18 protein-coding genes and 1 pseudogene are annotated in these 14932 nt (G+C 42.6%); 5 read left to right on the forward strand and 14 right to left on the reverse strand.

Annotated features, from left to right (window positions below; all coding sequences use genetic code 11):
* Nucleotides 1–7: 7 nt before the first annotated feature.
* Complete coding sequence (locus tag PGX00_RS10940; protein ID WP_272136149.1) at nt 8–535, reverse strand: RnfABCDGE type electron transport complex subunit B; 528 nt, start codon at nt 533–535, stop codon at nt 8–10.
* Nucleotides 536–554: 19 nt separating this feature from the next.
* Nucleotides 555–1130, reverse strand: a complete 576-nt coding sequence (gene rsxA / locus PGX00_RS10945; protein WP_272136151.1) for an electron transport complex subunit RsxA — start codon at nt 1128–1130, stop codon at nt 555–557.
* A gap of 297 nt (nt 1131–1427) precedes the next feature.
* On the opposite strand from rsxA, the gene nifL reads away from it, so the two are divergent.
* The 5 genes from nifL (at nt 1428) to PGX00_RS10970 (ending at nt 6275) form a co-directional block, all read left to right on the forward strand.
* Nucleotides 1428–2399, forward strand: coding sequence for a nitrogen fixation negative regulator NifL (nifL, locus tag PGX00_RS10950; protein ID WP_272136153.1), 972 nt, complete (start codon nt 1428–1430; stop codon nt 2397–2399).
* A gap of 17 nt (nt 2400–2416) precedes the next feature.
* Nucleotides 2417–2947 (forward strand): sensor histidine kinase, encoded by a 531-nt coding sequence (locus PGX00_RS10955; RefSeq protein ID WP_272136155.1) that lies wholly within the window; start codon nt 2417–2419, stop codon nt 2945–2947.
* 20 nt (nt 2948–2967) lie between these two features.
* Nucleotides 2968–4539, forward strand: a complete 1572-nt coding sequence (gene nifA / locus PGX00_RS10960) for a nif-specific transcriptional activator NifA (protein WP_272136157.1) — start codon at nt 2968–2970, stop codon at nt 4537–4539.
* 142 nt (nt 4540–4681) lie between these two features.
* A complete protein-coding gene (gene nifB / locus PGX00_RS10965; RefSeq protein WP_272136159.1) occupies nt 4682–6049 on the forward strand; it encodes a nitrogenase cofactor biosynthesis protein NifB in 1368 nt (455 codons plus the stop codon).
* Complete coding sequence (locus tag PGX00_RS10970; RefSeq protein WP_272136161.1) at nt 6027–6275, forward strand: 4Fe-4S binding protein; 249 nt, start codon at nt 6027–6029, stop codon at nt 6273–6275. The genes nifB and PGX00_RS10970 overlap by 23 nt, the downstream gene beginning before the upstream one ends.
* Nucleotides 6276–6284: 9 nt before the next feature.
* Here the strand turns inward: PGX00_RS10970 and PGX00_RS10975 are convergent, their stop codons facing one another.
* The 12 genes and pseudogenes from PGX00_RS10975 to nifU form a co-directional block, all read right to left on the reverse strand.
* Nucleotides 6285–6734: a hypothetical protein gene (locus PGX00_RS10975; RefSeq protein ID WP_272136163.1), complete on the reverse strand. Its 450-nt coding sequence runs from the start codon at nt 6732–6734 to the stop codon at nt 6285–6287.
* A gap of 230 nt (nt 6735–6964) precedes the next feature.
* A complete protein-coding gene (gene modC, locus PGX00_RS10980) occupies nt 6965–7909 on the reverse strand; it encodes a molybdenum ABC transporter ATP-binding protein (protein ID WP_272136165.1) in 945 nt (314 codons plus the stop codon).
* Complete coding sequence (locus PGX00_RS10985; protein WP_272136167.1) at nt 7888–8154, reverse strand: hypothetical protein; 267 nt, start codon at nt 8152–8154, stop codon at nt 7888–7890. Before PGX00_RS10985 ends, modC begins: the two co-directional genes overlap by 22 nt.
* Before the next feature lie 7 nt (nt 8155–8161).
* A complete protein-coding gene (modB, locus tag PGX00_RS10990; protein WP_272136169.1) occupies nt 8162–8839 on the reverse strand; it encodes a molybdate ABC transporter permease subunit in 678 nt (225 codons plus the stop codon).
* 27 nt (nt 8840–8866) lie between these two features.
* A complete protein-coding gene (gene modA, locus PGX00_RS10995) occupies nt 8867–9598 on the reverse strand; it encodes a molybdate ABC transporter substrate-binding protein (RefSeq protein ID WP_272136171.1) in 732 nt (243 codons plus the stop codon).
* Between the two features lie 178 nt (nt 9599–9776).
* Complete coding sequence (locus PGX00_RS11000; protein ID WP_272136174.1) at nt 9777–10604, reverse strand: peptidylprolyl isomerase; 828 nt, start codon at nt 10602–10604, stop codon at nt 9777–9779.
* A gap of 77 nt (nt 10605–10681) precedes the next feature.
* Nucleotides 10682–10906, reverse strand: a complete 225-nt coding sequence (locus PGX00_RS11005) for a hypothetical protein (RefSeq protein WP_272136176.1) — start codon at nt 10904–10906, stop codon at nt 10682–10684.
* Nucleotides 10903–11127, reverse strand: coding sequence for a nitrogen fixation protein NifZ (locus PGX00_RS11010; protein WP_272136178.1), 225 nt, complete (start codon nt 11125–11127; stop codon nt 10903–10905). Before PGX00_RS11010 ends, PGX00_RS11005 begins: the two co-directional genes overlap by 4 nt.
* Before the next feature lie 76 nt (nt 11128–11203).
* Nucleotides 11204–11476, reverse strand: coding sequence for a nitrogenase-stabilizing/protective protein NifW (locus PGX00_RS11015; protein WP_272136180.1), 273 nt, complete (start codon nt 11474–11476; stop codon nt 11204–11206).
* A 19-nt stretch (nt 11477–11495) separates the two neighbouring features.
* A complete protein-coding gene (nifV, locus tag PGX00_RS11020) occupies nt 11496–12632 on the reverse strand; it encodes a homocitrate synthase (protein ID WP_272136182.1) in 1137 nt (378 codons plus the stop codon).
* Between the two features lie 55 nt (nt 12633–12687).
* Nucleotides 12688–13913: pseudogene (gene nifS / locus PGX00_RS11025) on the reverse strand (cysteine desulfurase NifS).
* Nucleotides 13903–14820 (reverse strand): Fe-S cluster assembly protein NifU, encoded by a 918-nt coding sequence (gene nifU / locus PGX00_RS11035; protein WP_272136190.1) that lies wholly within the window; start codon nt 14818–14820, stop codon nt 13903–13905. The pseudogene nifS and the gene nifU overlap by 11 nt, the downstream one beginning before the upstream one ends.
* Nucleotides 14821–14932: the final 112 nt, after the last annotated feature.

Here is a 14932-nt window from a genome sequence, read left to right on the forward strand (position 1 = left end):
ACGCCCCTTAAGTTGCTAACTCTGTTTTAGGTTTTGCCCAGTACCAGACACTCACGTCTGGCGCGACTTTTTTCATTTCGAGACAATTTTGTGGGCAAGCGTTTGAACATAACTGACACCCAGTACAGACATCCGATATCACCGTATGGATCTGTTTATTCGCACCAACAATGGCATCAAACGGACACGCCTTATAACAGCGCGTACAACCACTGCAATTAGCTTCATCAATATGAGCAACCCATTGAACGTCCTCTTCATTCATTTCAAGAGACACGCCCAACATGTTTGCAACGGCACTGGATAGCGCCGCTCCACCGGGTGGACAAGACGCAGGATTCAAATCACCTTTAACCATGGCTTCAGCCGCCTGTCGACACCCTGCTTCTCCACATTGACCACATTGACCACCGGGCATTAAGGCTTCAATCTTATCGACCAAGGGATTACTATCGACTCGGAACTTGATGGCGGCATAGCCCAAAGCTGCCCCCAAAAAACCGCCCAATAGAATAAAGAAAATAACGGAAATCATGACGTCGCCTCCTTGCGTATCAAACTATTCCGGAAAAGCCCATGAAAGCCATGGACAACAAACCCGCAGTAATAAATGCGATAGGTGACCCTTTTAACGCTGCAGGAACATGATTTAAGCTCAACTGACTTCGAAGACCTGCAAACAGTACGATAACAACAGTAAAACCTATCGCGGAACCAACGCTAAACATCACCGTATTAAAAAATGACAATTGCTCTTGTACAGCAAGCAAAGCCACGCCTAATACTGCGCAATTGGTGGTAATAAGAGGTAAGAAAACACCCAGCATTTGATACAAGGCTGGGTCATATTTTTTCACATATAGCTCCGTCAGTTGCACCACTGCAGCGATAAGCAAAATGAAAGCGATAATGCGCATATATTCAAGGTTTAGAGGCACCAATATAAAAAATTCTAACAACCACGTTGTTATTGCTGCCATCGTCAATACAAAGGTAGTCGCGATCCCCATACCGAGAGCACTACCAATTTTCCCCGATACTCCCATGAATGGACATAAACCTAAAAATTTCGCTAATACCACGTTATTAACGAATGCTGCACTCAATAAAATGAGTATTCCTTCAGACATTTCCCTATCCCTTTTTTGCTCCAATCGTCTGAGCAGTTGCACAGAATATGCCACGAAGATTTATGCACCATTAATGGACAGAATGCCCTTTTGCAACAAAGGAAGTGATGAATAATTGTGATGTTGGGGGGACTTACGCTCATTGTCATAAAGCTGACAATCTCTCTTTTGTAACCGTCAATTGTCCTAAATCAAACATTGATTATTTTCCCAATAGTCAGCTACAACGTGGCCCGAGCAATGGAATGGTTAATGCATAACCAAGAGTTAGACGTTACAAACAAGGAAGTTTGGGTTATGAAACAATTAGACAACTTAGACGTCGATAGCTTTGACTATCGTTTTGGTCACGATGCATTTAAACAAATTTTACTTACGGCTCCGGTCGCTATCACCATCACTGACACGATGGGTAATATATTAATGGTTAACCCATGCTTTACGGAAATAACGGGGTATTCAGAAGATGAACTCGTGGGGAAAAACTGTTCGATTCTCTCTTACAAAACCACACCAGAGAATGTGTATAACAACCTCTGGGCAACCATTTCAAACGGTGACCACTGGCAAGGACAGTTAATTAATAAAAAGAAAAGTGGCGATTTATATATTGCCGACATCTCCATTTCTGGCTTTCGTAATGAGAACGGAGAAAGTTTCTATTATGCCATTCATAAAGATATCACTGAAAAAGTTCAACTTCAGACACAACAAAAAAACCAGTCAGCGATGTTCGAAGCTGTACTAAACTCAGCGCCTATCGCCATTGCTCTCATCGACAGCAACAATAAAGTACTGCTTAGTAATAAACTGTATCAAGACCTTACGACAAACCTTGGTGAACCACCGATCCAGTTACTGCGTAAATATCTAAAATTCGACCACGGATATGACTCCATTGATGCTTTTATGGGGACAAAACAAAAACACTCTCAAGGCATACATATTAACAGCACTCACTCCAGCATTGATCGTTGGTTTGACGCCGCCTTCGCTAAAATCCCCGTAACAGATACAGCCGCAGAAGCGTACTTTCATCCAACAGATGAGTTCTACACAGTTGTCGGTATTACGGAGAGAACCAAAGAGAAACGACACTTAGAAGAACGCAGGGTTAACGCTATAAAGTTAATGGCAAGTGATAATAAGTACGTCCACGCAATGCAAGAAGCCATGATGGCGACGCTTCATCAGCTGCAAGGCCCATTTAATATGATTGAATCTGCCGTCAATATGCTGAAAAAAACAATCACGCTTGCCCCGGTTTAACCGCAATGGACGAAGCCATGGAAAACGCTCTGCGCGCATTAGAGCAGGTGAGACAAGCCATTCCTGAACGTGACAAAGAAGCCTTTCAACCGGTAAACCTTAATCAATTACTTCGTGATGCGACAAACATTAGTACTGGGCAGCTACTAACGACCTCTACAAGACTCGATTTACAATTAACCTCTACACTCACTGCAATAACCGCTAAACCAAACCGATTATTACTCGCGGTTAAACAACTCATAGACAACGCGATAGACGCGATACAACTTTCAAAATCAAGCAGTCGTGCGATTCTGATATCAACAACAGAAACTGAAGATGATATCTCTTTGAGCATTGAAGACAGTGGTAACGGTGTTGAAGAGGAAGTACGCCTTAAAATTTTTCAACCCTTTTATAGTACCAAACCTTTGCACAGCTCTGGCTGCAGAGGCATTGGTTTAGCCATTGTACAGCAGGTAATTAACGAACACTCTGCCACGTTGCATGTAGAAAAAAGCACAGTTTTAAAGGGTGCTAAATTCACTGTTATTTTTTCCAAATAGTTCAGTAAGGAGACACTACTATGTCCAGTGAATATCCAATTATTGAGCTTGAAAGAAGGCTTCTCGCTGCCATGTACAAAATAGGTAGCCAGTTAAATGTTAGTTTGGATTACACCGCATCAGCCAGCGAAGTTATGAAGATTTTACACGATGAATGCAGTCTACTTTGCGGCATGCTGACGATTCGAGATACAGAAAGAAACATCATGCTAGTCAAGTCGGTACATTCTCCAATCCCAAACAATGCAACAGATGAAAAACAAGTATCCTACAAAGCAGGAGAAGGCATAATTGGGGAGGTATTGAATCAAGAATCCTCCATTGTCATCCGAAATTTAGGTGACGACTTACGATTTGCCGACAAACTCGCACTTTACGACTACGACAAACCGTTCATATGTGTCCCACTTAAAGACTCCTCGTCTCGCACCATTGGGGCACTTTCAGCGCAACCTGAAAGTAATTCTGACCATGTAATTACACTACAAAGCCAGTTTCTAGAAATGGTTGCCAACCTCATTGCGAAAAACATTCAGTTGGCTCATCAGGTAGAAAGCACACAAAAACAACTGGTTAGTGAGCGAGATGGGTTAAGGCGCAAAGTAAGAAACAACTACAGCTTTGATAATTTAGTTGGGCACACCAAACCTATGCGCAAAATATTTGATCAAATCAGGTTGGTTTCTCGCTGGGACTCTACTGTTTTAGTCCGAGGTGAATCAGGTACGGGTAAAGAGTTGATCGCCAATGCAATACATTACAATTCGCCTAGAGCAAACCTTCCATTTGTAAAACTCAACTGTGCAGCCTTGCCTGATAATCTATTAGAGTCGGAGCTTTTTGGTCATGAAAAAGGCGCTTTTACTGGTGCAATTAAGCAGCGCAAGGGCCGATTTGAATTGGCGCACAGCGGGACAATATTTTTAGATGAGATAGGTGAAACCAGTCCAGCATTTCAGGCAAAACTATTGCGGGTGCTACAAGAAAAAGAATTTGAGCGGATTGGAGGTAGTGACACCATCAGCGTTGATGTAAGAATTGTGGCAGCAACCAATCGAAATTTAGAAGAAGAGGTTAACCTTGGGCACTTCAGAGAAGACCTTTATTATCGATTAAATGTCATGCCAATGTACCTACCAGCTCTGCGTGAAAGAATCGAAGATATTCCGGATTTAGCCGAATTTATGTTAGATAAACTGAGTAAAAAGCAAAGTCGAACTGTATCTATTACTGATAACGCTATTCGCTCGATGATGGGATATGACTGGCCTGGTAACGTTAGGGAACTAGAAAACACTATGGAGCGTGCAGCCGTGTTAAGTGAATCCGGCATTATTACACCCGACCTTATTTCATTCCCCAAACATGAATCTAGTTCATTGCCCTTGAAAGCACCACTATTATCCCCTAGAGCGGAAGCAGAACCTATTGCGACGAAAGAAATGCTTTCTAATGATGAAAGACAAGCCGTAATCGATGCACTCGAACAGTCTGGTTGGGTAAAGGCAAAAGCGGCACGGTTACTTAATATGACACCAAGACAAATTGCTTATCGTATACAGATAATGGATATCGAAATGAAACAAATATGACGCAGCGCTTTGTCACCTTTACGACAATTGTTTGAAACTCAAAAAGAAATGGCAATATAAGCCTTTGTTTTTAAACAAACAACCAAGGGAACAGACCTTGCAAGGTAGCAATATAGAAACAACCTTAAGGATGAGGTAATCAATGAATCAGAAACAAGAACAGACGCGACTTAAGAAAGATGGCGCGAATAAAATCAGCCACTTCTTCCGCAAAGAAATTCAAGATAAAATTGCCCAACACCCTTGTTATTCTAAAAACGCCCATCAATACGCGCGAATGCATTTGCCCGTTGCTCCAGCTTGTAATATCCAGTGTAACTATTGCAATCGCAAATATGACTGTAGCAATGAATCTCGCCCTGGTGTCGTATCCAACTTAACCGACCCTTATGGCGCACTTAAACATTTTCAAGCGATAAAAAAACGTGTGGCCAACCTTTCCGTCGTGGGGATAGCGGGCCCCGGGGATGCCCTTGCTAATCCGAAGGCGACCTTCTCTGCACTTAAATTAATAAAAAGTGAAGACCCAGACGCTCAACTCTGTATCTCCACCAATGGTCTCGCTTTAATCGATTATATTGAAGAGCTGGTAGAGGTTGGGGTTCATCATTTGACCATTACTATAAATTGTATTGATGCCGAAATAGGAAAGAAAATTTACCCTTGGGTGTTCTTCAATCATCAACGTTTACGAGGGATTGAGGCAGCAGAAACCTTAATATCCCGCCAACTAGCTGGATTAGAGGCCGCATCAAAAGCGGGAATGTTGGTCAAGGTTAATACTGTGCTTATTCCCGGAGTTAATGACCAACATATAGAAGCAGTTTCAGAAAAGGTAAATCAATTAGGCGCCATGTTGCACAACATCATGCCTCTTATTTCAGACCCTAAACATGGCACCTATTTCGGTCTTACAGGCCAACGTGGCCCTACCGAAGATGAGCTAAACATCGCAAGAGGACAATCTGGCTTCAATATACCCCAAATGACTCACTGCCAGCAATGCAGAGCCGATGCTGTAGGCACTCTCGATGGTGGTTGCTCGAGCAATGCAGAGCCAGAGTCAATAGAGCAGGAAGAACAAGGGCTTTCTTATAGAGTGGCTATTGCTTGTACCGCAAAGGATGATTCTGACATAGTACAAACGCATTTTGGCTATGCGGATCAATTTAGCATTTACGAATATTCGAGATCCAAAAATCAGTTTGTTCACACTGAAACTCGTATCGCATCTCGGTACTGCTCTGGGGCTCGTGAATGTGTGGATGATGCAGAATACAAAGAGATGCTTATTGACAGTATTTCTGACTGCGACGAACTAGTTTGCTCTCGTATTGGTATTTCGCCATGGCGAAAGCTAGAGCTGGCAGGTGTTAAACCGAATGTGGATTTTGCGTTTCAAAGTACAAAAGAGGCACTCGCTCAAATAACCCATCGATTAGAGGAAAAGTCGGGATATTGTGGTAAGCCTGACAAGGAGGTATCTAATGGTATATGCCATAACAGATAAATGCACCGGCTGTCACGCTTGCTTAACTGTTTGCCCAAATGGTGCCGTCTATCAAGATCCAAACAACGAAAAACGCTTTGTTATTCAACCGAATCGTTGTAATGGTTGCAAAACACAATATGAGGTGCCTCAATGTGCAAGTATTTGTCCTATTGAAGAAGCTATCATTAACGACATGGGTATAGCATTTAACCCTAAAGGAAGTTTAACAAGACTAGATACTTAGCAGAGGGCTTTAATCCCAAGACTGTTGTTCCACCGCTTTATTGTGTAATTCTATCGCCTTGGGTGATAAAACGTCGTTAATAAAGCGCTCTAAAATGGGGACAAATTCTTCAATAAATTGCAAACTTAGCCTAAATGTCTTTAATAAAGAGTCCTCAACTGAGAGAAGCGTTTGATCCACAGCAGGAAGGATAATCTCTTTATATAATGTCCCATAGACATTTATGGCTATAACTGCATCATATGTGTCAATGTTCTCATCCAATACTAACTCCGTCTGAGAATTAACACCGATGCGAATAGCCGATGGGTTACCAAGTATTTCTGTGGTAATCGAAAGGACGTCGAAACGCTCGCTAACAAAAATGATGAAGCTCACGCCCGGCATATCAGGGGTGCTAATAGTGGTTCTATTACCGGGACGCAGCGCCTGTAATATTATTTCGTGTGTTCTTTCCATACCAGAAATCAATAGAACGCAGATTCAAACGTTCACATCGACTATCATTCCCCCAAATATCGTGTCTAAACTTAAGTATTAATTATATTTCAATATTAGCCAAATTTTGACATAAACTAGGGCGTATATTTATCAGCGGAATGTGAGTATATCGAACAATACCCAGAAAAGATGTAACTGATTGTTAAATTGATGCTTTTATTAATAGCTATTGTTCTAAATGTAATCAATTAACAGATCGCGACGGCTTTTATCTGAGCCCAAACAACCAATCCTTCTATTAATCCGAGCTCTTTTGATGAGCGATTCGTGATGTTAGACAGAAGCCGTGTTCCTTTTTGTAACTCCAGAACCAGTATAGTTTCCCCTCTTAACTCCATATTGTGAATTTCAACGATAGTCGCTTGAACTTTGTTAAGAATAGAGCTTTCACATGGATAAGAGCGACAAATACTGACATCCGACGCGAGAATTCGACAGCGCAATTTGTCGCCTATTGACCCCAAACATCGAGGGACTAAAAATGAAATACCATCGCTTGTTTCCAACTGGGTCAGATAATCTTTACACTGCATAGCAATTTGAGTATCTAATACACTACTGGTACTGGCACCAAACATGGGCTGATAGTGCGGGTTCGATAAAATGTGGCTCGCACTATCCGAGGTGATAATTCGTCCCTTTTCAAACAACACAACGTGGTCCGCTAATCTAGTGAGCTCTTCTACCGAATGGGTAACATACACAATAGGAATGGCCAGCTCATTATGTAACTTCTCTAAATACGGCAAAATATCCGTCTTTAGCACATTATCTAACGCCGATAGAGGTTCATCCATTAATAGTATTTTTGGTGACGTTAACAAGGCTCTGGCAATAGCCACTCTCTGTCTCTCGCCACCAGATAAGTTCTGAGGACTCCGTTCAAGTAAATGACGGATACCAAGCAAGTCACAAACATCATTCAAATGAACTTGCTGTTTTTCACGTGATACTCTTTTTTGGCCATATTCAAGATTTTTTAGAACGGATAGATGTGGAAATAAACCGGCTTCTTGAAAAACGTAACCAATGTCCCTTAGGTGAGTAGGCAAAAAATAAGATGCCGTTGAATCCTGCCAGAGATTTTCACCTACTGAAAAGTAACCACAACCTAATTTTTCAAGCCCAGCCATTGCTCGTAAACATGTGGTTTTACCTGACCCTGAAGGGCCAAAAAAACCGTTACCCCGGTAGAAGGCAGATTGAGATCAACATTTAGGGCAAAGCACTCAAAACTAAGTTCAAATTTCGCGATTATTCTCTGATTCGGATCCAAATCTCGACCAGCAACAGGCATAAGTTTCGGACTATCCATTGTTTGTCCGTGTTTGTTTTCTATATGCTGGTTCCCTAGTGTTCCCTCTATAATCGTCGTCATATCAACCTCAACTTAGTCTCGATTGATGGGCGTTATTCAACCAATACATCAGTAACAATGCAATGAACGAAAACAGCACCATACCACCCGCTAGAATGTGGGCTTTCCCATATTCTAGCGCTTCTGCATAATTGTATATCTCCACTGATACCACCCTCGTTTTTCCAGGAATATTACCTCCAATCATTAGTACAACACCGAACTCTCCGAGTGTGTGACAAAAACCCATTACCCCTGCTGAAAATATTCCTGGCCATGCGAGAGGCAATGTAACCGAAGTAAAGGTATCCCACGGAGAAGCACGCAGAGTTGCGGCGACTTCCAGAGGGCGCTTTCCTATTGCATCAAAAGCATTTTGAAGAGGCTGAATGACAAAAGGCAATGAATGGACGATACAAGCGATTGCAATACCCGCAAATGAAAAAGGTAATTGAGTTAACCCTAAGCTATCTACCAACTGCCCCACGGGACCCTTTGGCCCCATCAAAAGTAGTAAATAAAAACCTAATACAGTGGGTGGAAGAACCATTGGCAAGGTTAAAAGAGCGGTCACAGCCCCTTTATATTTACATTGTGTACTGGACAGCCACCACGCTGTCGGTATCCCTATTAATAACAACCAGAAGGTGACCACTAAAGCCAATTTTAACGTGGTAATAATGACATCAAAATTTAGGTCCAACATAGTTTGTCTCCCTACTTAGTATTAAGCTTACAAGTAGCCGAACAACGCCATCAAATCTCTTGCTCTGTCGCTGTTCAGATACTGCACAAATTGGACTGCACCGGTGTTATTTTCGTTAAGTAAAATGGCATCTTGCATAATGGGGTCATAATAATCATTTGGAATATCCCAGTAAGAGCCGTCCGCCATTTTCTTGTCTCGGTATAACTGAGACTTGGCAAGAAAACCAACTTGTGCATTTTCGGTGACGACAAATTGGTAGGCGGCATTCAGCCCTTTACTCATAACAAACTTTGCCTGAACACTTTCGTAGATTCCCGCGTTTTCCATTACTTGCTGTGCGGCAAAACCATACGGCGCTAACTTAGGGTTAGCCATAGCGATATGTTTAACACTGTCTTTTAACAAAACATTGATATCACCATTAAATAACGTGGGGTCTGGCGACCACAACACGAGGCTCCCATAGGCGTAAGTGAACGAATCCGATGCATACCCCGCTTCTACTAATTTGGTGGGCCTTTTTTTATCAGCGGAAAGGAAAAGGTCAAATGGCGCACCATTCACTACTTGAGCGTAGAGCTGTCCGGATGTCCCGGTACTTAATGTAATGTCATGACCTGTTAGTTTCTTAAAATCTTTGGCAATAACCTGCATCGCCCCATAAAAATTATTTGCTACTGCAATCATCACGGTTTCTGCCGATGCCGAATGAGAAAAACAAAATATCAACGCAATAAAAGTTCTTAATCTATTCAAACCTATTCCTCCTTGAATTGGCCTGTAACACCAACGCTATTAATTGATTAGTCAGAAAATGTGTTCAATGGAGCGAGCATAAATAGGTTTGGCAGCCTATTACTAAGGGCACAAGGACGTCTTGAGCGATTCGCGAAACTGAGTTCAATTTTAATGACATACTTAATTGCAAATGGCCTTACCGCACCAATCTCTCTAGCCATTCGCGCTGAAGATACGTCTTTGCTCTAGAGGCATGCTTTTCTTGCAAAAATGGCCACACCTCTTCAAAAGTAGCCACATATGCTGGCTTCTCGTCATGGCATAAAACTAAATGAAATCCTAATTCAGTCTCTATCGGTTTGCTCACCCGCCCTTGAGGCAGGGAAAGAAGCGCAGAGGTAATCTCTGGATAAAGCTTCCCTTCTTCACACCAACCCAATAAGCCACTCTCTAACGCACTTGGGCACTCCGAATGTCGCATCGCTAAATCAGCGAAATTCTTTACATTTGCCTCTTCACTAATTTTTGTTACACGCGCAAAGGCGTTGTCTGGTGTGTTCTCTACAAATTCATTATTTTTTGTGATCAAAATCTGACTCATTTTCCAAGTTCTTGCTCGAGAAAACTCCAATCGATTTTTGTTGTAATACGCTTTAGCCTGCTCAATATCTAGTTGAGGTATTTCACTCGCGACGAGATCCAAGACCATGTCACAATGAAGTTCATCTTTAAGCGCGAATTTTAAACCTTCTACGGTAATACCTTGATGTTTGAGTGAGCGGTAAAATTGTTCTTCTGTTTCAAATTGCTGCACACAACTAAAATAGGCATCCATCAAGTGAGCATTAGATACGGTAACGCTTTGCGCTTTATCAGACGCAAGTATTCCCGTCTGTAATTTATAAAGTTTGTCTACCTCTTGCTCTATGGTGGCTTTTTGAATACTCGACAAAAACTCTGGGTTTAGCTTATATTTTTCTGTCGCAAGCTTGATAGTTAAATAACGTCGCTTCTGTTTATCCATTATCCTCTCCTAGCCAATTATCCCTTTTGATCACATAATTAGTGTGTTCGATATTACTCTCAATAACATGATTACCTTCAACAACACTCCAACACTCTTGCATCTACCTTAATTAGATAATCGGCCACCGAAATTTCGTATTCCAACCGACCATTATCCATATCACGGTGTACACGCTGAACTTCAACAACATCGCCTTTCACTGCAATAATGCTTTGTTTAACTTTAAGAGCGAGCGTTAATCTTGCTTTATCCAAGGAGTGAAAAAGACAAGGTTCCCATGCTAAGGTTGAATCAATCACTTCTGTCTCTCTGACACCGACAACTCGGTTGCTTTTAAGAAAAAAACCTGATAAACCACCTGATCTTGCAAAAAATAGCCCGAACTACGAACCTCCCCTATTTCTCCTTGCTCAACCAATAAGTCACCTTTATCTAATCCGCTAAAACTACCATCATTACGTATATTTCTAACGACTCTAACTTCATCGCCCGCGGAAAATCGTGCTGCGTAACAATCCATATATACCTCCTATGCCAGCAACCTCTCGGTCAACGTTTATCCACAAAAATTGGTTTTGCTTTTGTAAGATCGGTACCTAATCGTCACAATCGCTACATCCGTGGCAGTTCGATGGTGCAAATGCCAGTTCATTACCATTACGCATTTGGTTATAGGCAATCTTCAGCGCTTTTTTATAGTCTTTGGGCATCCATGGCGTTGGGTAACTTGTCAAAATATGACGAAATAGCCGGAGAATCTGAATGCGTTTAGATTGAACCAATACTGGTTCGTACTCCATTTGAAAATAATTGAAAAAATCTTCAACTGTTTCTAACTCTGACATATCGGGAGAAAAATCATCTATCATCTTAGGATTCCTTTGTAGATCAGGCAGCAATACAACGAACAAGAGAAAACAAGTCATCGTCTGTAGGCTGACATTTATGCTTTTCTGACCAGTATCTCAATGATGCGCGTAATCGTTCACATTGTTCAGTACTCAGGTCGATACCCAAGTTTTTATAAACCAAACTTATCGCTTTGTTTCCAGAATGCTTACCCAAGACAAACTTGTGTTCTCGACCGACTAACGCCGGTGAAAACCCCTGATAATTATTAATATCTTTGATTAAGCCATCCACATGAACACCGGATTCATGGGTAAACACACCATCTCCGACGATGGCCTTTTGCGGAAGCGCTCGACCAGCAGCAATAGTGACATGGTTACTTAGCTTTGGAAGCGCCGTTAAGTCGATACCCGTATGACCTTTATTCAAGACAGCCATCGCAACGGCAACTTCTTCAAGCGCAGCATTTCCCGCCCGTTCACCAAGGCCATTGACGGTAGTATTTACGGACGTTGCTCCAGCATCGATAGCGGCCAACGTGTTTGCCGTGGCTAACCCTAGGTCATTATGAGCATGCATTTCCAACTCAAGATCACTATGCTGCTTTAATGCAAAGATAGACCGATAGGTTGTTTCCGGATCTAATATGCCAAGTGTATCGGCGAACCTTATGCGCTTCGCACCTGATCGTTGTGCAAGATCGGCCACTCTTAGCATGAGGTCTAGGTCTGCTCTTGACGCATCTTCCATTCCTAGGCAAACATCAAAGCCACTATCAACTGCCAACAATAAATGCTGCTTGCAATGATCCAAAAGCTGACCAACCGAAAAGTTGAGTTTACTGCTGATTTGTTGATACGAGACGGGCATTGACAAGTCTACCCAATCTAAACCTAAACCCTGTGCACTGACGATATCGAATTGCGTCATCCGGCACCAAGCCATTGTTTTTGTCGTTGAGAGTGCTTGAGTGATGGCGAGAATAGTACGCTGTTCGTCTGCGCCCATGGCAGGAACACCCACCTCTAGCTCGGTGACCCCTGCCGCTTCCAATTGCAATGCGATTGCCACTTTTTCTTCCGTCGAAAAAGCAACACCAGGGCTCTGTTCACCGTCTCTAAGCGTTGTATCATTAAATACAATTGCCGCTACTGGTTTTAATTGTCTCGCCATAATCACCTCAATGTACCTATCTTTTCGTTCTTTTATCCTTACGGTTGAACGAATATTACGCATACGCGGGAGTGAAACTCTCTTCTGCACCTTGTTGTTTGTCATTGTCCCAGTACGGTGATAGCGCCCTCAACCTTTCAACAATGGCTGGCAGTTGGTCTAGTACGTGGTCGATATCATCGTCCTTTGTAAAACGCGAAAGAGAAAAACGCAGAGTCCCGTGCGCAGCGGTGAAAGGTATATCCATCGCTTTCATTACATGAGAAGGCTCTAAAGAACCTGATGTACATGCGGAGCCTGAAGAGGCGGCTATACCCACTTGATTCATGAGCAGTAATATTGCCTCACCTTCAATATATTCAATCGCAATATTGCTCGTATTCGGTACACGTTCACGGGGATTACCTGTTACAAACGTATTGGGAATCCGGGAAAGAATCCCTTGCTCCAAACGGTCTCTCATCATAGCAATTCGCCCCATCTCTTCTGTGACCGCTTGCTGTGCTAAATCCGCGGCAACACCCAAGCCAATAATTGATGCGGCATTTTCTGTTCCAGCTCTACGCCCACGTTCTTGATGACCTCCTCGAAGCAATGGACGAAAACGTGTTCCTCGTTTTAAGTAGAGCGCACCGACCCCTTTCGGCGCATGAAATTTATGCCCTGATAATGACAACATGTCGATACCTGTTCTATCAACACAAATAGGCATTTTTCCAATTACCTGAACCGCATCAACGTGAAACTGAGCGCCGACTCTTTTTGCTGCTAATGCGAGTTTTTCTATCGGAAAAATCGTACCCGTTTCATTGTTCGCCCACATGAACGAGACAACCGCAACTCGCTCATTCAGTGCTTTCACATAAGCATCTGTATCTAGCCGTCCTTTGTTGTCCACACCAATCCAGTGAACTAAATAACCTTTCCGCTCTAGAGTCTGACAAAGCTCTAACGTTGCAGGATGCTCGACCACCGAAGTTACAATCTCTTTTTTTGTGGCTGAGCTTCAAGTGCAGACATGATGGCGGTAGTCGTTGCTTCTGTAGCAGAAGACGTAAATATAACCTCAGAGCTGTATTTTGCTCCTATCAGAGACTGTACCTTCTCACGAGCTTTTTCCATGGAACGACCAACGGTTGAACCTAGCTCATAAATGGAGGATGGATTTCCATAAAATTCGTCTAGATAGGGAATCATTGTATCTAATACTTTTGGGTCAATACGTGTGGTTGCATTGTTATCTAGATAAACAAGTTTTGCTGGCGCATTACTAGGCATCATAAGTCGCCTCCTTTAGATTACTTTCCTGCACAGGGAAAACCGTTACACTAATACCGAGCGCTTCAGATACCTTTGTCTCAATACTCGCTAAGGTAAGCCCTGAAAGACTACAGCTCGTGCAACTACCAGTGAGTGACACAAACACCAAATCATCTTCAATATCCACGAGTTCAATATTGCCCCCGTCAGCAACGATAGCGGGCCGCATCTCTTCAATCACCGACTCCACTACCCGAATGCGCTTAATTAAATCTTTTTGGCTCATTACTGGTTCCAACGTTTCTATCCTGCGCTCTTTCGGCTTTGGTGGGATAAGGTCGGCGACCACATCTGACGCTGAAGTCTGCAAACACTCTTCTAGTACCCATTCGATTTTTTCATGACAGGATTCGCAAGCGCCACCAGCTTTGGTGTAGTTAATCACCTCTTCTAGCGTGCTCAGTTGATTCGCTTCGACTACTCGTTTGATCATTAGATCGTCTATTGCGAAACACTTGCAAATGAGTTCCCCTTCTTCATGGTCATCATCTAGCTGTTCACCTCGATAATCCGCAACAGCAGCATGCAAGGCTTCCATTCCCATTACAGAACAGTGCATTTTTTCTGGGGGCAAACCGTCTAGGTATTCCGCAATTTCTTTATTGGTTACCTTCAGTGCCTCATCCAATGTTTTACCAATAATAATTTCCGTCAAAGCCGATGATGATGCGATAGCACTGCCACATCCAAAGGTCTGAAAACCTGCATCTTCTATCACTTCGCTGTCTTCATTCACCTTAAGGCGAAGACTTAGCGCATCACCACAACTCAATGAACCAACATCTCCCTTAGCATTACCATCGGACAATAATTTTGCATTTCTTGGCTGAAAGAAGTGTTCCTTCATCTTCTCAGAGTAATTCCACATAAGCGCTCCTTGCTTTATAGGTATCTCAACGAAATAGGTATCTCAACGAAATAAGTATCTAAACGAATGTACGCTGGCACCTGTTATGCTCGACTTCCTTTGTAATTCAACG

This window comes from Vibrio algarum, from assembly GCF_028204155.1.
GTDB lineage: Bacteria > Pseudomonadota > Gammaproteobacteria > Enterobacterales > Vibrionaceae > Vibrio > Vibrio algarum.